Annotated in this window: 24 protein-coding genes, 2 pseudogenes and 1 riboswitch; of the genes and pseudogenes, 6 read left to right on the top strand and 20 right to left on the bottom strand. The window is 36.0% G+C overall.

Annotated elements, in window-relative coordinates:
• Positions 1-87: 87 nt before the first annotated feature.
• Positions 88-1017: an enoyl-[acyl-carrier-protein] reductase FabK gene (gene fabK, locus CKV67_RS03865; RefSeq protein ID WP_014092250.1), complete on the bottom strand. Its 930-nt coding sequence runs from the start codon at positions 1015-1017 to the stop codon at positions 88-90.
• Positions 1018-1280: 263 nt separating this feature from the next.
• Here fabK and CKV67_RS14745 point away from each other — a divergent pair.
• Positions 1281-1385 (top strand): annotated as a pseudogene (locus tag CKV67_RS14745) (helix-turn-helix domain-containing protein); the annotation flags it as partial.
• A 97-nt stretch (positions 1386-1482) separates the two neighbouring features.
• On the opposite strand, the gene CKV67_RS03855 reads toward CKV67_RS14745, so the two are convergent.
• The 9 genes and pseudogenes from CKV67_RS03855 to CKV67_RS03810 form a co-directional block, all read right to left on the bottom strand.
• Complete coding sequence (locus CKV67_RS03855; RefSeq protein ID WP_014092249.1) at positions 1483-2181, bottom strand: hypothetical protein; 699 nt, start codon at positions 2179-2181, stop codon at positions 1483-1485.
• Between the two features lie 290 nt (positions 2182-2471).
• Positions 2472-3140: an ABC transporter ATP-binding protein gene (locus CKV67_RS03850; protein WP_014092248.1), complete on the bottom strand. Its 669-nt coding sequence runs from the start codon at positions 3138-3140 to the stop codon at positions 2472-2474.
• Positions 3140-4228, bottom strand: coding sequence for an ABC transporter permease (locus tag CKV67_RS03845; RefSeq protein WP_025279805.1), 1089 nt, complete (start codon positions 4226-4228; stop codon positions 3140-3142). Before CKV67_RS03845 ends, CKV67_RS03850 begins: the two co-directional genes overlap by 1 nt.
• 78 nt (positions 4229-4306) lie before the next feature.
• Positions 4307-5686, bottom strand: a complete 1380-nt coding sequence (locus CKV67_RS03840) for a sensor histidine kinase (RefSeq protein WP_014092246.1) — start codon at positions 5684-5686, stop codon at positions 4307-4309.
• On the bottom strand, positions 5683-6360 hold the full coding sequence (locus tag CKV67_RS03835; protein ID WP_014092245.1) for a response regulator transcription factor: 678 nt from the start codon (positions 6358-6360) through the stop codon (positions 5683-5685). Before CKV67_RS03835 ends, CKV67_RS03840 begins: the two co-directional genes overlap by 4 nt.
• A 105-nt stretch (positions 6361-6465) precedes the next feature.
• Positions 6466-7338 carry an ROK family protein gene (locus CKV67_RS03830; RefSeq protein ID WP_025279804.1) on the bottom strand — a complete coding sequence of 291 codons (873 nt, stop codon included), beginning with the start codon at positions 7336-7338 and terminating at the stop codon, positions 6466-6468.
• 135 nt (positions 7339-7473) lie between these two features.
• Positions 7474-8016, bottom strand: coding sequence for an HD domain-containing protein (locus CKV67_RS03825; RefSeq protein WP_014092243.1), 543 nt, complete (start codon positions 8014-8016; stop codon positions 7474-7476).
• 67 nt (positions 8017-8083) lie between these two features.
• Positions 8084-8785 (bottom strand): carbonic anhydrase, encoded by a 702-nt coding sequence (locus CKV67_RS03820; RefSeq protein WP_014092242.1) that lies wholly within the window; start codon positions 8783-8785, stop codon positions 8084-8086.
• A 336-nt stretch (positions 8786-9121) separates the two neighbouring features.
• A pseudogene (locus CKV67_RS03810) lies at positions 9122-10050 on the bottom strand (DUF7916 family protein).
• 263 nt (positions 10051-10313) lie between these two features.
• Here CKV67_RS03810 and CKV67_RS03805 point away from each other — a divergent pair.
• Together CKV67_RS03805 and CKV67_RS03800 are read left to right on the top strand one after the other, a co-directional pair.
• Complete coding sequence (locus CKV67_RS03805) at positions 10314-10802, top strand: MurR/RpiR family transcriptional regulator (protein WP_025279803.1); 489 nt, start codon at positions 10314-10316, stop codon at positions 10800-10802.
• An 18-nt stretch (positions 10803-10820) separates the two neighbouring features.
• Positions 10821-11174 carry a MurR/RpiR family transcriptional regulator gene (locus tag CKV67_RS03800; protein WP_077905828.1) on the top strand — a complete coding sequence of 118 codons (354 nt, stop codon included), beginning with the start codon at positions 10821-10823 and terminating at the stop codon, positions 11172-11174.
• Positions 11175-11280: 106 nt separating this feature from the next.
• Here the strand turns inward: CKV67_RS03800 and CKV67_RS03795 are convergent, their stop codons facing one another.
• The 6 genes from CKV67_RS03795 to CKV67_RS03770 all read right to left on the bottom strand — a co-directional run bounded on the left by CKV67_RS03795 (position 11281) and on the right by CKV67_RS03770 (position 17456).
• On the bottom strand, positions 11281-12567 hold the full coding sequence (locus tag CKV67_RS03795) for a PTS sugar transporter subunit IIC (RefSeq protein WP_014092241.1): 1287 nt from the start codon (positions 12565-12567) through the stop codon (positions 11281-11283).
• A 555-nt stretch (positions 12568-13122) separates the two neighbouring features.
• Positions 13123-14196, bottom strand: a complete 1074-nt coding sequence (locus tag CKV67_RS03790) for an ABC transporter substrate-binding protein (RefSeq protein ID WP_014092240.1) — start codon at positions 14194-14196, stop codon at positions 13123-13125.
• Positions 14193-14999 (bottom strand): ABC transporter permease, encoded by an 807-nt coding sequence (locus tag CKV67_RS03785; RefSeq protein WP_014092239.1) that lies wholly within the window; start codon positions 14997-14999, stop codon positions 14193-14195. Before CKV67_RS03785 ends, CKV67_RS03790 begins: the two co-directional genes overlap by 4 nt.
• Positions 14996-15805 carry an ABC transporter permease gene (locus tag CKV67_RS03780; RefSeq protein WP_014092238.1) on the bottom strand — a complete coding sequence of 270 codons (810 nt, stop codon included), beginning with the start codon at positions 15803-15805 and terminating at the stop codon, positions 14996-14998. The genes CKV67_RS03785 and CKV67_RS03780 overlap by 4 nt, the downstream gene beginning before the upstream one ends.
• Positions 15805-16899, bottom strand: coding sequence for an ABC transporter ATP-binding protein (locus CKV67_RS03775; RefSeq protein WP_014092237.1), 1095 nt, complete (start codon positions 16897-16899; stop codon positions 15805-15807). The genes CKV67_RS03780 and CKV67_RS03775 overlap by 1 nt, the downstream gene beginning before the upstream one ends.
• Positions 16900-16913: 14 nt before the next feature.
• Positions 16914-17456: a helix-turn-helix domain-containing protein gene (locus CKV67_RS03770; RefSeq protein WP_014092236.1), complete on the bottom strand. Its 543-nt coding sequence runs from the start codon at positions 17454-17456 to the stop codon at positions 16914-16916.
• Between the two features lie 206 nt (positions 17457-17662).
• On the opposite strand from CKV67_RS03770, the gene CKV67_RS03765 reads away from it, so the two are divergent.
• Positions 17663-18133, top strand: a complete 471-nt coding sequence (locus CKV67_RS03765; RefSeq protein ID WP_014092235.1) for a hypothetical protein — start codon at positions 17663-17665, stop codon at positions 18131-18133.
• Positions 18134-18321: 188 nt separating this feature from the next.
• Here the strand turns inward: CKV67_RS03765 and CKV67_RS03760 are convergent, their stop codons facing one another.
• The 3 genes from CKV67_RS03760 to CKV67_RS03750 form a co-directional block, all read right to left on the bottom strand.
• Positions 18322-20379 carry a Na+/H+ antiporter gene (locus CKV67_RS03760; RefSeq protein ID WP_025279800.1) on the bottom strand — a complete coding sequence of 686 codons (2058 nt, stop codon included), beginning with the start codon at positions 20377-20379 and terminating at the stop codon, positions 18322-18324.
• 127 nt (positions 20380-20506) lie between these two features.
• Entirely contained in the window at positions 20507-21145 is a 639-nt protein-coding gene (locus CKV67_RS03755; protein WP_014092233.1) for a GTP pyrophosphokinase, read from the bottom strand.
• A 155-nt stretch (positions 21146-21300) separates the two neighbouring features.
• Positions 21301-21657 (bottom strand): iron-sulfur cluster biosynthesis family protein, encoded by a 357-nt coding sequence (locus CKV67_RS03750; RefSeq protein ID WP_014092232.1) that lies wholly within the window; start codon positions 21655-21657, stop codon positions 21301-21303.
• Positions 21658-21809: 152 nt separating this feature from the next.
• On the opposite strand from CKV67_RS03750, the gene ytvA reads away from it, so the two are divergent.
• Both ytvA and CKV67_RS03735 read left to right on the top strand, forming a co-directional pair.
• The gene (ytvA, locus tag CKV67_RS03745; RefSeq protein ID WP_014092231.1) at positions 21810-22571 is read left to right on the top strand and encodes a YtvA family blue-light photoreceptor; all 762 of its coding nucleotides are present in this window, start codon (positions 21810-21812) and stop codon (positions 22569-22571) included.
• Between the two features lie 70 nt (positions 22572-22641).
• Positions 22642-22839: riboswitch (Lysine riboswitch) on the top strand.
• 91 nt (positions 22840-22930) lie between these two features.
• Positions 22931-24391: an amino acid permease gene (locus tag CKV67_RS03735; RefSeq protein WP_014092230.1), complete on the top strand. Its 1461-nt coding sequence runs from the start codon at positions 22931-22933 to the stop codon at positions 24389-24391.
• 49 nt (positions 24392-24440) lie between these two features.
• On the opposite strand, the gene CKV67_RS03730 is transcribed toward CKV67_RS03735, so the two are convergent.
• The gene (locus tag CKV67_RS03730; protein WP_014092229.1) at positions 24441-24902 is read right to left on the bottom strand and encodes a MarR family winged helix-turn-helix transcriptional regulator; all 462 of its coding nucleotides are present in this window, start codon (positions 24900-24902) and stop codon (positions 24441-24443) included.
• Positions 24903-24922 lie beyond the last annotated feature (20 nt).

The raw sequence follows: 24922 nt of genomic DNA, 5'->3' as shown, positions 1-24922 counted from the left end.
CATTGTATAGAGCCATTTCGGAAAATGGAATAAACTTGATTTCTGCTTGTTTTTTATTTTAGAGACCCTTTTGTCCCCGCCTCATAATTAATTTAGTTGCAAATTAGAAATAACTTGTTTCGTTTCAGCCATCATTTCTTCTATTACATCTTTACATGGTTTGATTTCCGTAATAAGTCCCGCAATTTGGCCAGCCATGACAGAACCATTATCTGTGTCGCCTTCCTGAACAGCTTTTCTAAGAGATCCTAGCGTTAGTTCTTCTAGTGTATCACGGTCCGCATTTTCTTCCTCTAAACGGATGTATTCTTTGATCATTTTGTTTTTGATAGATCTAACGGGCGCACCTGCTTTACGTCCGGTAACCATCGTATCACGGTCTGAAGCTTTAATGACTGCGGCTTTGAAGTCCGGATGAACTGGACATTCTTCTGTTGCTAAAAAGCGTGTACCAATTTGAACACCTTGTGCCCCTAAAGAGAGTGCTGCAGCGATTCCTCGTCCATCAGCAATTCCTCCAGCACCAATAACCGGGATCGTTACTGCATCAACAATTTGTGGTAAAAGCGCCATTGTAGTCGTTTCTCCGACGTGCCCGCCTGCTTCAGTTCCTTCAGCAATCACTGCATCTGCCCCCATTTTTTCCATCCGTTTGGCAATCATAACGGATGGAACCACTGGAATGACAATAATTCCGGCTTCTTTCCAAACCGGCATAAAGGTTTTTGGCGTTCCGGCACCAGTCGTTACGATAGCAATTTTTTCTTCTATAATTACTTCCGTTAATTCTGCAATATTCGTCATCATTAGCATTAAATTAACGCCAAACGGTTTATCTGTTAAGCTTTTTGTCTTTTGGATTTCTTCTCGGAGCATATCCGCACTCATGCCACCAGAAGCGATAATTCCAAGCCCGCCTGCATTCGAAACAGCAGCAACAAGTGGAGCTTTCGCGATTTGCGCCATAGCACCTTGAATAATAGGATATTTAATATTTAATAAGTTCGTAATTGACATATTTTTCCTCCTGCGTTCTTGTTTGTTTCATCACAATTTAGTATATCAAAAAACACGCTTTTAAACTAGAGAAGTTGGAGATTAAAATATGGTGAAAAAATAAGCCAAGCAACTTTGTAGCTGTTACCAAGTAAATACTAAATGTCATTTCCTAATTTAAATTTTGCAATAACGCTATTTTTGTAAAATTAATTCTATACAAAATAATCATTTTTGTTATTTTGCATAGCTTTGCTTTACTTTTTTTAAAATATAAATTTACAATGATATTCAATAAAGTATATGAATATCATGTACTTGCCAGAATGTCACAACAAGAATTGGCAGAAAAAGTAGGTGTTTCCAAACAAACTATCTTCATAAAGGACTCTTCCTAACAAATAAGCCCGTGAGTACGAATAATAAAAATAGCCAAATATAAAAAATGCCAAAAAGTTAGCTTTTCAGTCTAACTTTTTGGTAGTCCTAGCTCTGTCGTTTTTGCCACAAACGGTATAATTCGCTAATGTGTGCAAGAAGAATTAATAGAAAACCAATCATCACTCCGATAAATAGCATGTTTTCAGCATTTTTTACTTTTTCCAGCCATTCAGAAAGTAAAGTGAAAACACCTGTATGTTCATCAAGTTGTTTTGATACTCCTTTGATTTTTTGAATCGTTTTTTTCGGATCATCCATAATATTAGCTAGAGAATCTTCTACTTCCTGGGAATTATGGGTTAAAATAGTTTTTTTAGCTGTAACCACATTGTCATGAACATTTTGATAAGTATGTAATGATTGAACACTAAATAAAATCAGGAAGGAAACGAGTGACAAAAGGAGCAAACTATAACCACTTGTAATCGCGATACTCGTTTTCGTCCAGCCTTCTTTCTTTTTAGCACGAAACATAACAATGATGATAAACACTGAAATCGCGATAACAAACAGCAATTCAATAATAATAAAGATAACTGTCCCTTTTAACGCGGCAACCACTTGATGCAAGAAAAATGTAACTAAATCTTTTCCTGCTAACAGGTTAATAATATTAGAAACAGAAAAATCGAAATGACCTGAAACTATATTCCAAATGATTTCTCTTTGGAAAAGTAATCCTAAGAAAGTGAGTGCAATAAAAAATAAACTAGTGATAAGTACAATTTTTCTTTCTTTAATCATTTTACTCCTCCTTTTTTATGTATGCTATTTACTTTTATTCCCTGAATTCACCTTGGATAATCCATCAAAATTGGTAGTAAAAGTTCAATTACAATAACTATAACACCACCGATATTAGAAACGCCAACAAACATCTTAATAATAAGTTTTTTTATTCCTATGATTGTTTGATATTTCACAAAAAAATGCAATACTTGATTTATTTTTATGTGTTTATCCTACTCTTTCTATCTCATCAAAAAGCAAGCAGTCTTATCCTAAAATGAAATAAGTCTGCTTGCTTTTATCGTTCACTCTTTCAAATAACCATCTTCTATTCGAATCACTCGATCTACCAAGTCTAATACTCGTTCGTCATGCGTAACCATAATGGCAGCTTTATTTTTTCGTTTGACTTCATCAGCTATCATTTGAACTACTTTATGACCACGATTTGCATCCAGACTTGCTGTAGGCTCATCTGCTAAAATGATATCCGGATTGTTCATCAGCGCCCGAGCAATTGCCACCCGTTGTTTTTCTCCGCCTGATAAGCTTTCAGGATAGTTGTTCCGCCGCGCAGTTAAACCTAGTTCGTTCAATAACGCATCTGCTTTCTCTTTTGCCTCTTTGCCTTTTTTTCCGGCTAGTTCAGCAATTAATAACAGTTGGTCACGTACATTTAAATATGGAATCAAATTTGCCCCTTGGAAAATAAAGCCAATCTTCTCCAGGCGAACTTTCGTTAATTTTTTGCCTGAAAAATTGTTTAAACGCTTATCCCCAATCGAAATTTCTCCTTTGGTTGGAGATAATAACGCACCTGCTATAGATAAGAAAGTACTTTTTCCAGCTCCAGATGGTCCGACAATTGCGACAAATTCTCCTTGTGATACTTCTAAAGAAACATTTTTTAAAACCTCAATAACTTGTTCGCCATCTTGATAACCTTTCGAAATATTTTTCATGATTAATATCATTAGTTTGCCCTCCCAATTGCTTCTAACGGATCTACTTTAGCAACACGATAGAGTGATAACAGCGAGCCTGCTACTGCGACAACAAGGAATAAAACAGAGCAGCCAATTGCAAGTAGCGGACTAAGCGTAAATGGCATACTTGCTGGTAAAATTGCTGCAAGTCCAAATGTTAAACCATTACCAATTAATAAGCTGACAACAGATAGAAAGACAACTTGACTGATAATGCTTCGTCCTAAATACGCCGTTCTTGCCCCAACTGCTTTTAAAATACCAAATTGGTTGATTTTTTGAATTGTAATGACGTAAAAGAAAGCTGCGAGAACAAATGCAGCAATGACGAATAAAAAGGCAATCATCATTAATAGCGAACCTTGTTCTTCTGAATAGCCGGGAATACCTTGGAGAACTTCTTTACTAGATGATAATTCCAGTGAACCTAATGATAGGCTTTCTGCTTTATTTTGCGAAACATCGAGTGCTACGGCATTGTACTCGCCCTGTGCCGCTTGGTTTGTTTGGTGAATAAGTTCCCAGGCATCCCATCCTACAAAAATAACGGGAGAATGACTAAAAGTATTATTTTTTGTGAAAGCAGTAATTGTAAACTGTTCACCAGTTGCACTATCTTTTAATTTACTTCCCAATTGATAATCTGCTTCTTTTAAAGAAATATCCGCTATTATTTCTTTTTTTGTTTGTGGTTTGGTTCCTTCTGTTATTTCCGGTTGTAAGAAGCTTGTTTTATCTATTCCAAAATAAGTAATATCGGTTTTTTTATCTTGCTTTGGTTTCGTAATTGTTCCCATTTGTACGCCTAAATTAGTACTTTTCGAATTATCTACTTGTTTTGCTACATCTTGTGTTTCAGATGTTGTTAAATTGGATCTTGTTAAGCGATTATCTGAATCCTTCTGCAACACGTAATATGTCGCTTTGTTGGAAGAAATTGCTGCCCCATTATCATTTGCTAGTCCACTCGCTAAGCCCGTTACAAACAAAACAAGCCAAGCAATTAATACCATAATTAACACAATCAAAATATAGCGTAGTTTTGCGTGTTTTAATTCCCTTAATGCCAAAAACATTCCGTTCAACTCCTTCTAAGATCTTACACTTAGTTTAAAGGAGCTTTGTAAACGGAATGTGAATCGGATTTTACAAATTTAAAATTCAGGTAGGTTAATCGTGAATTTCGTTCCTTTTTCGGGACTACTTTTTACTTCAATTCCTCCGTGGTGCAAGTGAATGATTTTTTGACAAATGGATAACCCTAAACCACTAGAACCTTCTTCTCTCGTGCGACTTTGATTTGCTTTATAGAAGCGATGGAATATTTGATTTATATCGGCTTGGCTAATTCCGATACCACTATCCTCAACTTCCACGAACACAGTGCTATTTTTCTCATAGAGAGAAATAGCAATAGTCCCGCCAACTGGTGTAAACTTAATTGCGTTTGTTAATAGATTGGACCAGACTTGATAAAGCAACTCAGCATCCCCGGTGTATTCTACTTTAGCCAACTCTAATTGGATGGTTAGTTCTTTTGCACGCCAGCTCCATTCCGTCATCTGTAACAATTGGCGCCACTGGGATTCTATGTCCACTTGATCTTTTTTTCGGAGCCCTACTTCTTGGTCTAATGTGGCAAGCGTAAGTAACTGCTTTGTCAAAGATGAAAGACGTGTCGTTTCTTCTGATAAAACAGCTAAATATTCCGCTCGTTCTTTTTCTGATAAAGTATCTGAGGCAAGTAAAGCCGCAAATCCTTGCATTGATGTTAGTGGTGACTGTAATTCATGCGAGACATTTGCGACAAATTCCTGACGAGCCACCTCTGATTTTTCTAATTCTCCAGTCATTTTTGCAAAGGAATCCGCGAGTTGTCCAATCTCATCTTTGCGCCTTACTTCAAGCGACACATCGTAGTTTCCTTTGCGAATTTGCTTCGTTGCATTCGTTAGTTTTACAATGGGATTAACAATGTAACGCCCGCTAATTAAAACAAATAAAATACTAATAATCGAAGTGAAAATAAGAATCATCGCAAAAAAGATTCGTAGCTCCCCAAATTGTTGTTCCGGATCTTGGCGAATAAATAGTGCTTCCGTTTTGCCATTTGTTTCCACTGGAACTCCAATCGTATTATGAAGATCATTGTCAAAAAAGCCAGTAATGAATAACCCTGTATTAAAGTTATCAATACCATGATAGGTCTCTCCCGCTAAAACTTGTTGAACAGTCTTTTCTGGTAAATCTTTTTTCCGGAATTCACCACCAAAATAACGGGAATCACGAGCACCATCTGTGAGATATACTTCATAACCAAGTTCTCCAACATTTTTTAAATAATCGTCTAATGAAACTCCTTCATTTGATTGATAAAATTGTTGTACTTCTTGCGCTATTTGGGTAGTTTTTTCATCATTGAATGGCTTTAGTTTTATTTGATAATAAATATTAGCTAAGAAAAATCCAAGTAAACTACTAGTAAGAATAACCACGAGCATCGTAATAACTATTCGACCATAGAGCGATTTCATATTGTCTCCTCCAACTTATAGCCAACTCCGCGAACCGTAACAATTCGAATCCCATCTTTTCCCTCATCAAAGTGATCACGTAATCGCTTAATATGTACATCCACTGTCCGGTCACTACCATCATAATCTCGCTGCCAGATGCGTTCGATCAGCTCTTCTCGGGTAAAAATACGGCTAGGATAACTAGCTAGCTGATAAAGTAACTCAAATTCTTTCACAGGAATCATTTGTTCCCGTTGACCAAATTTTATTCCATAGCTCTTTTGATCAATCGTGATATTCCCAATATGGATTTTCACTTCGCTCGCTTGATTGGAACGACGAAGCAACGCCCGAATTCGAAAAACAAGCTCTTCCGGTTCAAATGGCTTGGTGAGATAATCATCTGTTCCGACTTCAAAGCCACGTGATTTATCAATGAGCGCATCTTTTGCTGTCAACATAATAATTGGGATTTCTGGATAACTCGTACGCATTTTTTGACACAGCTCAAACCCATCCATTTTCGGCATCATGACATCAATGACCGCTAAATGAACTTGCTTGCTACTGACAATCTGCTCTGCGTCCTCCCCGTCGCTCGCCTCAAGCACGTGAAAACCTTCGCGACGAAGATAATGCCCCACAAGCTTACGAATATGTTTGTCATCATCTACTATTAGAATTTGTTTCATTACTTGTACTCTCCCTATCGTTCTGCTTTTACTGAATCATATCAAAAAAATGCAACTATTACCAAAAAAACAGAAGCCACGGAAAAGTGCCCTCTGTTCCAATGATTATTTATTTTTTTCAGCATCCACTGCAAGTAAAACACAACCAGTTATACCAGCATCATCTTCTAATTTTGGAGGAACTATGTACCTTTCTAAATCCGGTAACTGTACATAATTATTGACTAATGCTTTTAATTTTTGACGAATTAATGGGAAAAGTTGCCGTTGCTTCATAACGCCTCCACCTAAAATGATTCTTTCTGGTGATAAAATCAGTGTGTAATTCATTAAAGCTTGCGCAATATAATGAGCTTCTAAATTCCAAACTTCTTCATCATCTGCGAGCTCGACTGCTTTTTTACCCCAGCGCTTTTCAATTGCTCCACCAGCTGCGAGTCCTTCTAAACAATCACTATGGCTTGGGCAACTGCCAGTAAATCGATCTAGTTTATGACGGCGCACCATAATATGTCCCATTTCCGGATGAGAAAATCCTTCCAAAATTTTGCCAGAAACAACGGCACCTCCACCGATTCCCGTTCCGATAGTTAAGTAAATACAACTCGATAAGCCTTCAGCGGCGCCAAGACTCACTTCTCCAAGCGCGGCGGCATTCACATCTGTTGTAAAACCAATTGGGACATTAAATTCTCTTTTCATAGCACCGACGATATCGTAATTGCGCCACGCAAGTTTTGGTGTTTGCGTGATATAGCCGTATGTAGGACTAGATTTTCGAATATCAATTGGACCAAACGAGCCAATCCCAATCGCTTTTAATTCATCTTGATACTGTTTGAAAAATTGAATAACGGCTTTCATTGTTTCTGCTGGTTCTGTTGTTGGGTAACTTTCACGTTTAATGATTTCCCCAGATTCTTTTCCAATTGCGACAACAAATTTTGTTCCACCTGCTTCAATTGCTCCATAAACCATCAAAAAAAACTTCCTTTCTCGTATGTTTATAACGCTTTCATTTTACATCAGAACTTTGAAAAAAGAAAATCATTTTCTGAAAACTTATTAATTTGAATATAAATACCTAAATTAACAGTTATTTTAAATAAAAATTTATTCCTTAAAAATCCACTTCACTAAACGTGCGTACTCCTCGAAAAAAGCAGGGATTTCAGACGGATTTAACCCGTATTCCATATTATTTTTGATGCCTTCATTATACCATTTTTGCTGATCATAGCCACGATTAAAGTAGCTCCAAACTGCTTTCCCTTCAGAACTCAAGGCATAGCGAACGGAACTTAAATTATCTAATTTATCTGCAACGATAAGTGCTTTTTCTTCCAAAGTACCCGTACGAACTTGTTCAATTGTATGCGCTTTTCGTTCTTCCCATGATAAAGATTTATTTTCCGTATGGGAGGCCACCAAATCAGCAATGATATCCCCGAACATTTCCCGAATATCTTGGTCTGTCACCTCGGTGTCCTCTACCGCATCATGAAGTAATCCAGCAATAACGACTTCTTCAGGAAAACCAGCACGACGCAAAATCCGCGCCACATTTAATGGGTGCGAAAAATAAGGCTCACCGGTAATTTTACGCTTTTGACCATTATGTGCTTTTATCATCAGCTTGCGCGCTTGTTCATACATAAAAATAAGCCTCCACTCGTAAATCTATGCTTATACTATACAAGATTCGAGCGAGGCTTTCTAGTTTTTAGTTGTAAAAAGTAATTTCTCGGCCATTTAAAGGTTGCACGCGCCGACTTGTGTTCCCAATTGCTTTATCTAATTCTGTAAAATCAGCTTGTTTAAGTGATTTTGCATTTTTCAACACAATCCAAGTGACGCCTTCCACAGTTGGTGGCGTTGTCCGCGAGCCTTGGTATGTATAAAAAACACGCTCTTCTGGCATGAATTCATTGACATCTAAAGTAATATCTCGTTCTGTTTCAAAATCGGCAAAAACTTCTGGAAAATGCTTTGGTAAATCTTTTAATTCCACATTGGTCGTATTATCGATTTCCATCCAAGCACTCATTACAAGCGTTGTGCCATCTGCTTTTTCATGTACAAAATGCCATTCGATTGGATAAATATACCCGTCTAAAAGATGCTCTGCCGGGATATGGGCATGAAATGAAACAAGTGGAAAATATTCACCATTATAGCGTAGCCCTTGCTCTTTATCATGCGGAAATACATGCACGGATTGTTCCACTCGTTTAATCGTATAATCGGTCTCTTTATAGTAAAATTTCATCGTTGACGGTTTGATTTGCTCTACATCAGATTGCTCAATATTGACCGGCGATTGTGCCTTACCAGTATCTGCTATTTCAAAGTCAGAACAAATATGCCCCCACATATCCGGCCCCGTCTTCTCATCATAGCCCCACTTCACTTTTTCCACTGTCATAATCAATTCCCCTTTTCAAAAAAAATTGCGTAATGTTATTTTAGCGGATTGCGGATCTATTCCACAAGTTATTTGCCTAATGTTCGTGTTTCAACCTGGCAAATAACTTGCGTAAAGATACTGGTAGCTTTATTTTCGGTACATATTTAATAGGATTTTGTTGCTACTAATTCAAAATTTGCTATAGAACGTCCATCTATATGAAAGCTATCGATACTAGTATTTTCAAGATTAAGTAATTCTTTGCTTAAGTTTGCAGACATCATTAGAGATAGACTATTTTTTATAGCATATTGTATGTTCCTCTTAATCTATAAATTATAGAGATAAAACTGATTATCTGCCGCCTGCTCCTAGCCTTCTAAAAGTAAGTCTTCTTCCTTTTAAAGCGATTGACATGGTGTATATTCCTTCTGGTGAGCTCATACCACTTAAACCTGCATCACCAATTGCATGAATGTCAGCACCAGTCATTTTAGACCATAGAGTACATTGTCTGATGGAATCATCATCCGCGCCTTCTACAGAGCAATCTAAGAAGGACATTACCAAAGTTCCAGGTTTATAAGTGTGCGTAAAAGTTGTTAATTCTCGAATATCCTCACTGTGATACCCGGTCTACAGCCAGGCATTGGTAGGCAAATAACATCAGCACCAGCATCAATCAGTTCTTGTACAAACTGTTTATGAGTAGACATTGGAACTTGTGGATCTCCAAGTACTTTCTCAAAGACACCATCTTCCCACTTTCCAGCAAATAGTAACATTTTATCACCAACAACAGCTTTAGCCTGTCTAGTTGCTTCAACAATTGTTTGATAAGATGTTCGAGTACCTGGATTTCCAGCTAATACAACGAAATCACACTCTTCCTGAATAGCCTTCTCCAAATTTTCTTTTGAAGCAATTCGATCATTTTTAATCAGCTGCTTTTCTGGAGCTGTTGAAGTAGTAGCATCATCACCTGCACCACATTCTAAATAGACTCCTAAAGGGACATTAATTAGTTTTTTCATCTCTTTCAAACGATATTGCTTAGTATCAAAAGTTTCGGTAGCTTCATTCCATTCCTCGACAATCAGACCTTCTTGAATAACATTCGTATCCATTGAGTAACCATTAAAGAAAATCATATCTGCCCCAAACGCTTGACTAACTTCTGCGTTGGTAGTTCCTTCACATAAAGTATGACCAATAAAATTTTGACAAAGGACCGTTCTTCCTTCACTTGCCAAAATAGAAGTTTTTAAATCACTTGCACTCATTTTTCTAATTTCACTTCTACTACTGCTAATTAATCTTCTTACCATATCAAATACCTCCTAGTTTTTCATTATATATTCTAAATAAAAAGCAAACATTTCTCTCTACTTGTCCTCAGTATAGCATTGGCATATACTAAGTAAATAGAATCCAGTTATATTGGAAAATAGTACCAGTTTATTGTTTTTATGCGAAAATAATAACGGTACTTTTTACCAGAAAACTGTTGTATAATTAAAGAAACCAAATTAGGTGAGTGAATAAAATGATTCTTACTAAGTTAGCAGATATTTCTCTTTTTTCTGAAAGAGAAACCGAAGTCGCTCATTTTATTTTAAAAAATGGTAATACTGCATGTAATATGAGCATTAAAGAATTAGCAAAAGTTACTTACAGCTCACCTTCAACTATTATGCGGTTATGTAAAAAAGTAAAAACAAGTGGATATTCCGAGTTCAAAATTAAGTTAAGTAGAGAGTTAGCTGAAAACGAAAAAATATCTCCTACTAGTAATTATAATTTTCCGCTCACACAAGAAGATTCTTATGAGAATATTATTGATAACATGTATTATATTTTTAAAAATTCTATTCGCGAGGTGAAAGCTGAATTCAATATGGAAGAACTTCATAGTATAATTGATAAAATGAACCAGTCCAGTATCATTGATATCTATGGACAAGGTTCTTCCCAGGCAGCAGCTTACGAATTCAAAAGTAAGTTAATACGGTTGGGTAAAAATGTTCACTTGTAACCTTGTTATACAGAACAGATACATCAAGCAATTAATTCTGATTCCACACATATAGCTGTAGTTATTTCGCACTCAGGTGAAAATCCAGAAACGCTAAAAATTTCATATAATTTAAATAAAAGTCAAACGCCAATTGTCGCTATTACAAAAGATAAAGCTACAATGTTAGCTAAAATAGCTGATTATGCAATCTATACAGGAATAAATGAGGCAAAACTATTGAAAGGAAAAATGGAAACTTTTAGTTCTAGTATTGCTACACAATATATTTTGGATTGTATATATAGTTTTATTTATCTAAAAGATTTTGAATCTAATCTTGAAAATACCAAACGTAACGAAATTGATTTGCGTAAACGATTTTTTGAGTAAGTTATTATCAGAACATTTAACATAAAATTATTTAATATTTCCTGTTATCTAATAAGAATCTACTACGAGACAACTTTTGTCCCATAGTAGATTCTTATTTTCGTTATTATTCTGTAGCAGGAACATCTTCACTTGTATTGATTCTTTTTAACTCTTCCCGTTCAAATGCTTTCACAAAGGGGTAATAAATCAAGGCTCCTAAAACAATGTTGAAAATTGCTGCCAGAATATATTTCCAGTCACCAGATGCAATAAAGCCTATAAGAACAGGGGGTGTTGCCCATGGTAATTCTAAAAAGGGTCTTGCAAGTATAGCAATTTGGCAAGCACCATAAGTTAGAAAAGCTCCCAATGTTCCACTAAGAATAAATGGAATAAGTAACATAGGGTTCATTACAATAGGTAACCCAAAAACTACTGGTTCCGCAATGGAGAAAAAGGCAGCTGGAAGGGCAGCGAAAGAAAAGGTTTTTAAATGCTTAACCCTTGAAAAAATTAATACTGTTAATAGTCCCAATACTGGTCCTGTCCACAAGCAAGTTCTTTCTAATGCGGTGGTCCAAATATGGGGTAATGGGTCGCCGGCAATTTTTGCTGCACTATTTTCGGCAATCCAAGTTAATTTGAGTGGGTCAAAAATACCTTGAAAGAGGGAGTCGGCGTGAATACCAAAAGCCCAAAGTAATTTTGTAAAGAATCCATAAAATGTAAATACGAAAATATTATCCGTTCCACTAAAGATTGGGCTCATAACATCTCTCATTATTTCTGTAATATTAAATTGTAGCATCGTTCTAAGGAACCAATAAAGAAGTCCGATAGTTACAAAAGGAATCAGAGAAGAAAACGCTTGCCCAACCGCTGGCGGAACACCTTCTGGCATACGAATAACAAAATTTTTATTAATAAATATTTTGAATATCTTTAAAGCTAAAATGGAAGTGACCATTGTTGGAAAAAGTGCGTTTGCTCCAAATGAAGAGACATCAATAGTCCCATCGGTTACTTTATCTATATTTATCATTAAAAATGACATTAAACTCACAAGTGCAGCATTTATTTCATTAAGCTTATATTCTTTCGCATAATTAAGTCCAATTGAAACAGAGAAATATAATGTCATAAAGCCCATTGTCAAAGAGTTCATCAATCCAATTTGATCCGTATAATTTGCCAAAAAAGGAAGTATTGGTTTCTCAGTTCCCATTGATGTTGTTCCTAGTAAAGACACAAGTAGCGTGACACTTCCAAATAGTATGAAAGGCATAATGTTAACCATACTATTTTTAATAATATTTAATGTTGGACGATTAAATATTTTCATTAGTACGGGTGTCATCTTGAAAGTAATATAGTCCGTAATTCTATCCATTATACTCAACTTTTTATCCATAGTAATTCCTCCTGGGTTTAATTATCAAAGAGTTTTGATTGGCGCCGAAATCAATATGTTCTTGATAAATGTAGTATAGCATCAAGAAACATTAAATAAATGAAAGTCTGGGTAAATGGAATTTAATTCCAAGAAATCGCTTACTAAAATCCAACTAAGCGGTAAATTTTTGGTAGCACATGTATGGTTTCTGATGTATAAATTTAGTTTAATTGAAAGATTAATTTATGGTATTTCAAAGCCCATAATATAAAAAACTTTTTATAGTTTAGTCTAACAAATTTATTTCCTTAGTATTTCGATAATTGACTTTAAGTAATATCCTTTTTGGTAGACGTCTGTTAAAAAAGAATACCTTCTAAACGATAAACAAAAAATAAATAAGCAAGAATCATTGTCTATTGCCATTTAAAAAAATGGAATATACAATATTCTTGCTTATTTTAGAGACCTTTTTGTCCTAGCCTCTTAGTAGATACTTAAAAAACTGACACCTAAAACTCAAGTCTATATATTATTCTTTTGATTTAAAGTCATTTTAGCTGTATATTCATCTTATTTACGATACATCTTAAACTCTAAAAAAAGTTCATTATAATAAGACAACATTCGCTTACCTAAGTTATCATATACTTCTAAATTCGTCAGTTCATCCATATTTGGATAAAAACGTTCGTCGCTAGAAATTTCTTTTGGCAAAAGTTTTACTGCTTTTTCATTTGGTGTAGCATAGCCGACGTATTCAGCATTAATTGCGGCATTTTCTGGTTTTAACATGAAGTTGATAAATTTGTGCGCTCCGTTAACATTTTTTGCTGTTTTTGGAATTACCATATTATCAAACCACAAGTTGGAACCATCTTTTGGAATAACATATTCTAAATCTTCATTTTCACTCAGCATTTCCGCCGCTTCTCCAGAAAATGTTACCGCCACGCCTGCTTCATTGTCAGCCATGAGTAACTTGATTTCGTCACCAACAACTGCTTTCACGTTAGGTGTCATCGTTTCAAGTTTGTCACGAGCTTCCATTAAGTGCGCTTTGTTTGTATCATTGAGTGAATAACCGAGACTATTTAAGCCCAGCCCCATCACCTCGCGTGCGCCGTCGATCAAAAGAATTTGATTTTTTAAATCCGGATCAAATAACGCATCCCAAGTATCAAAGTTCTTATCTGGAAACATTTCTTTATTATAAATAATTCCAAGTGTTCCCCAGAAATACGGCATCGAATATTTGTTATTATCATCAAACGATAAATCCATAAAACGCGGATCTAAATATTTTTCATTTGGTAGTTTGGAATGATCAAGCGGAATTAGTAAGTTTTCTTCTTTCATTTTACTAATCGCATAATCACTTGGTACCGCAATATCAAATGTTGTACCACCTTGTTCAATTTTCGTCATCATCGCTTCATTCGAATCAAACGTCTGGTAAATCACTTTCATACCTGTCTCTTTTTCAAATTTCGTAATTAAAGATGGATCAATGTAATCGCCCCAATTGTAAATCGTCAGCGTATTACTGCCCGCATAGCCCTCTGATTTGTTCATTGATGTTGCAAGTAGCATCATCAGAAGCGCAACGACAATAACAGGAACAAAAATTTTCAGCAATTGCTTCATTCTTTCGTCGCCCCCGTTCGAATCGTTTTAGTCGTATTTCGTTTACTAATGAAATAATAGCCGATTACGAGAACAATCGTGAATAAGAAAATAAGCGTAGATAAAGCATTGATAGAAAGCGAAATCCCTTGTCTAGCACGAGAATAAATTTCTACCGCTAATGTGGAGAAACCGTTCCCCGTTACGAAAAAAGTGACCGCAAAATCGTCTAGTGAATAAGTTAGCGCCATAAAGAAACCAGCTAAAACACCGGGCATAATATAAGGAAGAATCACCTTAGAAAGCACTTGCCACTGACTCGCTCCCAAGTCCCGCGCCGCATCCATCAATGTCGGACTCATTTCTTGTAGCTTCGGTAAAATCATTAATACAACAATCGGAATACTAAATGCGATATGAGAAACCAGCACCGAAATAAAGCCCAGTTTCACTCCTAAAATCGTAAAGAATATCAAGAAACTAGCTCCAATAATTACATCCGGGCTAACAATCAACACATTATTTAAACTAAGTAGCGAATTTTTGGCAAAAGGTTTTGGCATAAATTTTATCGCAAGCGCACCGCATACACCAATCACTGTCGCAATCACTGAAGAAAGCAGTGCAATGACAAAAGTGTTTAACACAATAATTAGTAAGCGAGTATCTTGAAAAACTTCTTTGTAGTAACCTAGCGTGAATCCGCTAAAATTATGCATCGTTCCACCTTTATTAAAAGAGTAGAAAATCAAGTAAAAAATCGGTGCGTATAAAATCACAAAAACTAGTACTAAATAAATCGTACCCCATTTATTTTTCTTCATTTACGCACACCTCGTTTCTTTTTGGAACCTGTTAAGAACATAATTAAAATCATCGCAATAATTAAGAATACCCCAATTGTTGAACCCATTCCCCAGTCTTGCGTAACGAGGAAATGTTCTTCAATTGCCGTCCCAAGCGTAATTACCCGGTTTCCAGCAATTAATCGCGTAATCATAAATAACGATAGCGCTGGAATAAATACAGCCTGACAACCAGATTTCACGCCGTCTGCCGTCAGTGGAAAAATCACCCGTCTAAACGTAGTCAAGCTAGATGCGCCTAAATCGCGCGACGCTTGAATCAACGTCGGATTAATTTCCTCAATTGCATTAAAAATCGGCAAAATCATAAATGGAATGAAGATATAAGTGGATACAAATAAGAAACTAAAATCCGTAAATAAAATCTGCTTCGAGCCAATTCCCATTAATTCTAAAAACTGATTCGCTGCCCCGTATGTCCCAAAAATCCCAATAAACGCATATGCTTTAAGAAGCAAATTAATCCAAGTCGGTAAAATAATAAGGAGTAACCACAGCTGCTTATGTTTCAGTTTAGTTAGTAAATATGCCGTTGGGTAAGAAATAAGTAAAGTAAATACTGTAATCAAAAAAGCATACCAAAACGAACTAGCTGTCATTTTCAAATAAACCGGTGTAAAAAAATGAATATAATTATCGAATGTCAAATTACCATCGACATCAAAGAACGAATAATAAACAATCAATAAAATCGGTGCGACAACAAAAAGCAAAATCCAAAGTACATAAGGAACAAGATAAACTGTCCGAGTGCGTCTATTCATTACTGCACCTCATCGTAGCTATCAAGCCGCTTATCGAATTCTTCCTCCGTTTCCCCAAGACGCATAACATGAATTGTCTCTGGGTCAAACGCTAAGCCAATCTTATCGCCGACACGCACTTTTCTCGTCGTATGGACGAGCCACTCATTTCCGTCCGTATCGATACAACCCACTTCATAATGCACACCGCGGAACAGCATCCAATCTACCGTTACTTGAAGCTTCCCTTTCTCAGCAGAAGTTATTTCTAAATCTTCTGGTCGAATAACTACTTCCACCGTTTCATTTGGACGGAAACCTTGGTCAACACATTCAAAGCGTCTTTCTACAAATTCCACTTCAAAGTCCTGCATCATTTTACCAGTAACGATATTTGATTCACCGATGAAATCCGCCACGAACTTATTAATTGGCTCATCATAAATATCAATCGGTGTCCCACTTTGCTGAATCTCACCTTTATTTAATACAAAAATCTCATCACTCATCGCCAGTGCTTCTTCTTGATCATGTGTCACAAAAATAAACGTAATTCCCAGTCGTTTTTGCAAATCACGAAGCTCATATTGCATTTCCGTCCGAAGTTTCAAATCAAGCGCCGAAAGTGGTTCATCTAGCAAAATAACTTCTGGTTCATTAACAATGGCACGTGCGATTGCGACACGTTGCTTTTGCCCACCCGACATTTCGCTAATTTCTCTTTTTTCATACCCTTTTAAATTGACAAATCGAAGCGCTTCTTTCACTTTTTCATCAATTGCTTCTTTTTTCAATTTCTTAATTCTAAGTCCAAAAGCGACATTTTCGTATACATTTAAATGCGGAAATAACGCATAATCTTGGAAAACTGTATTAACCGGGCGCTTATTAGCTGGAATCTGATTAATAATCTTTTCCCCAAGATAAATTTGTCCTTTCGTTGCTTCTAAAAACCCGGCAATTAAGCGTAAAATAGTTGTTTTCCCACAACCAGAAGGACCAAGTAATGTATAAAATTTCCCTTTTTCTATTCCAAAACTGACATTGTCAAGCACTGGCGGATCATTGTCAAATTGTTTCGTCACATTTTCAAAACGAATAATTGTTTCTGTCAAAATAATTTACCCCCTTATAAGTATGAGTCTGTTGCTACTAAGATGAGTGTTGCTTTTTCATTTGATCGATTGGTTATTTGGTGTTCATCTGCTGCGTGGAAATAAATCGCTTCTCCGGTTTTCGCTACATACTCGTTCCGACCCAGGATAACCGTAACCTCGCCTTTTAACACATAACCAAATGTTTCAGAAAGTGATGGTTCAAAACTTTTAAAACAGCTATTTGCTTCTATTTCAAGTAGTACTGGTTCCATTTCTTTTTCATTTGACTCTGGAACTAGCCACTTAATTCTGTAACCTTTCTCTTCATCTTCAAAAAAAGTATGCTCGAGTTCCCCATAAATAACTTTTTGCTTGTGTTCTTCTTCATCAAAAAAGTCTTTGGGTGTTGAACCAAGTACTTCCAAAATAGCAAACAAGGTTTCAATCGATGGCGAACTTAAATCTCGCTCTAATTGCGAAATATAGCCTTTTGTCAAATCTGTCCGCTCCCCTAGTTCCTCTTGCGTTAAATTCTTACTTAGCCTAAGATTCTTTATGCGTTTGCCAATTTCCATGTCTCGTTCCTTTCTTTCAAGTTTAGTGATAGTAAACCTCAAGTTATATAAGTTTACCAATATTAAACACAGAGTTTACTTACAGCAAGATACATTATACAACAAAGCTTTCACATGGACAATAGTTTTTTGTGTTTTTATTAGCTAGACAACATGATTTTTTAGTGCTAAAATCTTACCACTAGAACAAGAGGGTGGTGACATAGATGAAAGAATATCGATTTTTGAAATATAGTATTAACTTAGCTACGATATTAGTTATGAGTATGATCATTTTTTTGATTGGAATCTTTTTATCTTTTACTATTTTTTCAAAGATTTCCACCTTGCAACAATATGGAATTCTTCTCGGATTAATCATCATTTGCTGCGTCATATACTATCGATTTTTCTTCCCTGAGGTCTTTATCGTTAATAAAAATGCGTTTTATCATAAAAAAGGTTTTTCTAATAAAAAGTATTCATATAGTAAATATTATGTGGAATGTGATAAAAAATTGCATTATAATGGTCAAAAATCTTTTCCTTCCTATAGAGTCTATATTCTAGATTTAAAAACTGAGAAAGAAAAGATTATTAATATTTTCGATGGTTCAAGAAAATATAAACGCACCGATTTAAAAATGAAAAAAGAAATTTGTCAATTTAGTGATTATTTAAGAGAAGTGCAATCATAAACTTGCAGTGCGCCCCCCAAAGTTAGACAAAAAGCCTAATTTTGAGGACGCACTACATTATCAATTTATACACAAGCTTTTTTATTTACGCTTCTCTAACAAATATATCTACACTAGCTAATCTCCTAAAATCAGCTAATAAAAAACGTCTACACAGCTTTCCAGCTATTTAAGCGATTGTCATCACTTCAATCCGTCGCCAAGAAATCATCATACAAATAAGTCTCAATCATATTTAAGTTCTGACGGAGTTCACGGGCTAAATCTCTTGAAATTCCGCCTGTTTCAAATAGATGTTGAATAATATCGCGTTCTGTTTGGAAGGCAACTATTTGAACTTCACGTTTTTTCTGCTCAGATTTTGCTCGTTTTCCTCGTGATAAATTTTGTTCATTTCTCAATCGCTCTAAGAACATCGTATGCTCGGTAATCAGCGGGCCGATAAGATTCGCATTTTCTTTCGTAAGTTGATCTTTCAGCTTTTGAATAACCAATATTTCGTTTTCTTCTCTCAATTTACGAATTGCTTGAAATCGTTCCTTATCTTTAGAAATTCCCTTTTTCATTTTATGGCTAATTTTTCGCCATTTTTTTGGATGGATAATGAGCAACAAGAAACGATAAGCAAACATCCATCCCGTTTTAAATTTCGTGCGGAAGCGTTGTTTAATTGCTTGTTCTAACATGTTTAAATAATGTTGATATCTGTAACTGTCTGTTGCGACCAATTCCCCTCGATCTGCCATTTTTTTTGTATTTTCACGTTGCCATTCAATAATTTCCAAACGTTTTTCACGTTCTCTTTCATCCATTCCTCTGTTCGAGTTACTATCATGTTGTAAATCATAAATACGTCTTCGGTAATCTTCAATCACTTCATCCGTTGCCGCTTTGGTTTCCGGTAAAACTTGTTCTTTCAGTTCTCGGATAACATTTCGCAAAATTCTAATTCTCGTCGCTTTCTCTGCTCGTTCATCTTCTGTTGTCACTTCCTCATTTTTAGCTAAAAGTGGCAAAATGAATGTCGCGATAACTAGTGTACAAAGGATAACACCAGAGGCAAGGAAAATAATTAATGCCCGTTGCGGAAAAAGCGTCCCATCATCAAGGAAAAATGGAATCGCGAGCGCACTGGCAAGCGTTACTGCTCCGCGAACCCCGGATAAAGAAGTAAGCGTAACTGAGCGAAGTTTCGGCCGGGTCGTTTGCTTATTTTGTTTCTCCCGCTTTTTCGCACCAATATTCCAAGACATATACACCCAGACAAAACGAAGTAATATTAAAGCTGCTGTAATGGATAAAATATAGGCAATCACTTGCAAATTACTAATTCCTGAGTCGTTCCAAACCACTTCAATAATAGAAGGAAGTTGTGTCCCTAAAAGTAAAAATACTAGCCCATTCAGTACAAAAATAATAACCGACCAAGTACTCTGAGAAACGATATTTAATTTGACAGATTGTGGGTCCATTTTTTTACGTTCCATCGAGTGCATTATTCCTGCAGCAACCACTGCGAGTATTCCAGAAACATGCAATTCTTCTGCTACTAAATAAATAATAAATGGTGTTAAAATCTGGATAAGCATATGGAAAGTAACATCTTCCATTCCAAGACCACGAACCCACTTCAAAAACTTAAATTTCAACCAACTGAGTACAAGTCCAACTAAAACGCCACCAATAGCAATCACAAAAAAACTTATGCTAGCATCGAGTAAGCTGAATACCCCCGTCACCATCGCCGCAATTGCAAATTGGAAAGCAACCAAGCCAGAAGCATCATTAATAAGCGCTTCACCTTCCAATAAATTCATAATCCGTTTAGGTAAATTAATTCGCCCGGATAGTGAGCTCACGGCTACAGCATCAGTTGGCGCAAGAGCCGCAGCTAAAGCAAATGCTGCTGCCATCGGAATCGTCGGAATCATCCAGTTTACAAAGTAACCAATGACAACGACTGTCGCAAATACGAGACCAAGTGCCAAAACTAAAATCGGCATTCGCATTCCCCATAATGCTTTCTTATCCGTTCGTCTACCATCATTAAATAATAAAGGTGCAATAAACATTACCAAGAAAAGCTCTGGATTTAATTTTAAATCGAACGTAATTGGCATAAGTGCAATCATCACACCCAAACCAATTTGAATTAGTGGCACTGATACAAAGGGCACAAATCGATTTAGTAAATTAGAAATAAAAATAGCCACAAGTAATGCTAACACATATAAAAATATTTCCACTATGTATAAGCCCCCCTTCGTTTTTCTCCCCTATTATTATGAAGCAAAATGAACTATCCCGCAAATATAAAACAGCTTTATTTCTTTCTATTAATTAGTCATACAAAGAAATAAAGCTGTTCTATATTTAATTTTCTTTCTCTTTTTTATACTGATCAATTTGATCATTTAAGTTTTTCATTTTCTCATCTAAGTGAGTGATTATTCTCGCAGCGTCTTGCAATTCTTTGACTAATTCAACTGGCGCTTCTTGTTGATACTTATAGTAAATCTTATGTTCCAGGCTCGCCCAAAAATCCATCGCAACTGTACGGATTTGAATTTCCACGGTCATTTTCTCGGAACGATTTGTTAAGAAAACAGGTACCTCACAAAGTAAATGCAAACTCCGGTAGCCATTTGGTTTTGGATTTGTCACGTAATCCTTTACTCGTAAAATCGTAATATCATTTTGACCTGCAAGCATTTCATGAATTCTAAAAATATCCGATACAAAAGAACAAGTAATACGAATTCCCGCAATATCATGGACATGCTTTAAGGCATTTTCTGGGGTGATATCCAGATTTTTCTTTTCCAGTTTTGCACCGATGCTTTCTAATGATTTTACCCGAGACTTCAAGTGTTCCATTGGATTATAATCATGAATAAATTGAAATTCTTCATTTAATATTTTAAGTTTCGTATTTACTTCTTCTAAAGCAAAACGATGAAGAAGCATAACATTTCGCCAGTTCTTCAGTTCATCTACTGATGGTTGTTCCATCGTGACACTCCTTCCATATGTATAACTTCCCTATTCCATGTTACTACAAATCTGAAGACAGTGTCACTATATGACTAAAGTTTCACCACATTCTCATGAAATTTTCATCAAAAAACCTAGGATAGCTATTAATCCTAGGCTTCACATCGATAATATTATTTTGCCCCAATTGGACAGCTAATCACTTCATCTTCATCCGTTACGAGCAACAAATTACGATTATAATACTGACCATCACTTTTTAACATCATTGTTTTTTCTATATCGTCATAATCAATCGTCAGCTCGTCTTCTAAAAACATCTCCGTCCAACGTTTAATTAAAATAGGGCCAATGTTTGACTCGATTTCATCATCTTCTTTTGTACGTTCTTCCACCAAGCGAAGTGTAAAAATACCACTGTTTTCACATGAGCAACCTTCCATGTCATAATACAAATGTAGTTGCCCTGAAAGTCCAGCTCGTAGTGCATTGAGCCGTTCTTTAGCGCTGTTTGTAAATGTTATAAACATAACTTATCACCTCTTCTTCTATTATACACCTACTTTAATTTTATTTCTCTTTTACTGTTTTGCCTGTATTTTATTCACAAATTAGACATTGGGATTTCACGCGTTACCGTGTTATGATAGATGTGTATTTACAAAGGGGGAGAATCACGCAGATGGCTGCTTATCCAAAATTTGATATTATTTTAGAAGCATTAAATTTATCTAGCGTAGGGGTAATTATTACTGATGCCGAGCAAAAAAACAATCCAATCATTTTTGTAAACACTGGCTTTGAAAATATTACCGGTTATACAAAAGAAGATGCCCTTGGCTCTAATTGTCACTTTTTACAAGGGGAAGATACAGATAAAGATGAAGTCGAAAAGATTCGTTATGCTGTTCATAACAAAACAACCGCCAACGCTTTACTAAAAAATTATCGCAAAAATGGCAGTTCTTTCATGAATGAGCTTACAATTGAACCAATTTATGATGACAATAATCATTTATATTTTGTTGGTATTCAAAAAGACATTACAACAGAACATAACTACCAACTGGAACTCGAAAAATCATTACGAGAAATTGAAAAACTTTCCACACCAATTGTCCCAATTAAAGATAATATTTGTGTCTTGCCTTTGATTGGCTCATTAACCAACGATCGACTCCAAAACATGTCTGAGTATGTAAGTGAGTACATGGATAATGGCAAAGAAGATTACTTAATTATGGATCTTTCTGGTCTAGCTGAATTCAATGAAGATGCTGTAATGAATCTTGTGAAGTTTCATGGCTTTATGAAATTAACTGGCGTAGAGCTCATAATCACCGGTATTTCACCCAAATTCGCGATGACCTTAATCCGCTATGAAGAAAACTTGTCATCCTTAACGACTTATAGCACCATCAAAGAAGCCCTACAATATTACTGAAAAAGCTATTGCCAAATCGCTCTTTTTCCGTTATTATGGGTAAATAATTAAATATAAACCCTCATCCAAATGGTGAGGTAGAGGTTGCAAGATTCACTAGTATTTTTTTAGAGGCGAAACAAAGACGCCCATGACAAAAAACGAACAGGATGATTGCCGAAGTGACTATTTTCTCTTTGTTTAAGAATAGTTGTTGGGACAGTTGCCAAAAGGTGCTGGACTGCTATAAGAATTTGTCGAAATTTCTTATAGATGTGCTATCTGACAATCAAGATGTTGGTAAAATATGTAACAGCCAATTTCTCACAGATTGGCTGTTTTTGCGCACTTTCCTCTAAAGATAGAAAGGGAGATATGATTTGGAAAAAGAAACACACGGCGAAATTCGTCGTGACTTAAAAACGAGACATCTATCTATGATTGCCATCGGTGGTTCTATTGGGACCGGGTTATTTTTAGCGAGCGGGAATGCGATTCATACTGCAGGTCCTGGTGGCGCACTCGTCGCCTATATCGCTATTGGAATTATGGTTTACTTTTTAATGACTAGTTTAGGTGAAATGGCTACCTATATGCCCGTATCAGGATCGTTTAGTACGTATGCTACTCGTTTTGTTGATCCAGCTTTTGGATTTGCGCTTGGTTGGAATTACTGGTTTAACTGGGCAATCACGCTTGCAGTCGATATTTCAACAGCTGCTATCATTGTTCAATTTTGGCTACCAAACACTCCTGCCTGGTTGTGGAGCGCGATATTTCTAATTCTCATCTTTGGTTTAAATGCTTTGTCTGTGAAAGCTTATGGTGAGTCCGAATATTGGTTCTCCATTATCAAAGTTGCCACTGTGATTATTTTCCTTATTGTAGGTGTGCTAACAATTGTTGGTATTCTTGGTGGAGAAGTCATTGGCTTTTCTAACTTCACAGCTGGAGATGCACCATTCAAAGGTGGTTTCTTCGCTATCCTCGGAACCTTTTTAATCGCTGGGTTTTCTTTTCAAGGAACTGAAATGGTTGGGATTGCCGCTGGTGAAAGTGCTACCCCAGAAAAAAGTGTTCCGAAAGCAATTAAACAAGTTTTCTGGCGGATTTTATTATTTTACATTTTTGCGATTTTCATTATTGGGATGATTATTCCTTATACTAGCCCAAACTTACTTAGCGCGGATGCAACCGATGTAGCAATCAGTCCCTTTACACTTGTTTTTGAAAAAGCTGGACTTGCTTTTGCGGCATCAGTGATGAATGCTGTCATTCTTACATCCGTACTATCAGCTGGTAACTCAGGCTTGTATGCTTCCACTAGAATGCTCTGGGCAATGGCGCGTGATAAAAAAGCACCACGTTTTTTAGGAAATGTCAACAAACGTGGTATTCCAATGGCAGCTTTAATTGTAACAACTATTGTTGGAGCAATGACCTTTATTACTACTTTGACTGAGAATGGCATGGTTATTTATACTTGGTTATTGTCCGCATCTGGCTTAACTGGTTTTATCGCTTGGGTTGGTATTGCTATCAGCCATTACCGATTCCGAAAAGCGTTCATTAAACAAGGACATGATTTAAATGAACTTAAATATAGAGCAAAATTCTTCCCATTTGGTCCTATTCTTGCACTAGTTTTATGTATTTTAGTTATCATCGGTCAAGACTATGCTGCCTTTTTAGAACCACAATTTGCTAATCCTGCTTGGTGGCAAAAAATTGGTATCTCTTATATTGGCCTACCTATCTTCCTTATTTTCTGGTTATCCTTTAAATTTGTGAATAAAACCAAAGTTATTCCATTAGAAGATTGTAAATTTGATAAAAAATAAAAAAACATCTCTCGTTCATTCAGGTTAGCCCGAATGACAGGAGATGTTTTTATTTACTTTTTTTTAATAGAGTTTCTACTTTTTTATTTAAGCGAATCAATTCTTTCACTTCTGTCTCGTTAAGATTCTCAAAAACCTTCATCATTGCTTTGTACATAAATGCGTTTGCAGTAGATCGTTTAGACAAATCTTCCCCTTTTTTGGATAGCCTCAAGGTTAAATCCATGCTATCATTTGGAATCGTTTTATTTAATTTTACTACTAAGCCTAAGCTAATTAATCCGTCAATATTTGCCGCAGCAGAACTTCCTGTAATAATTAAACGCTTCGTTAACTCTGCAACTGAAATTCCTGGTGTCCCGTAAATCACATTAATCATCGCTAGTTGCTGTAGCGTCAGTCCCAAACTAGCCGCATTTTGGTCAGCATATCCTGCTGAAATTCGCTGTATCGACCAATAAGTTTTTAGAAGTTCACTAATATTTTCTGTATCTGTATTCACACCTGTCATTATTCAACCTCCTCTTACAA

The sequence above is a fragment of the Listeria ivanovii subsp. ivanovii genome (genome assembly GCF_900187025.1).
Taxonomy (GTDB): domain Bacteria; phylum Bacillota; class Bacilli; order Lactobacillales; family Listeriaceae; genus Listeria; species Listeria ivanovii.
Note: the sequence above shows the minus strand (reverse complement) of the source record. Positions and strands in the feature narration are given on the sequence as shown.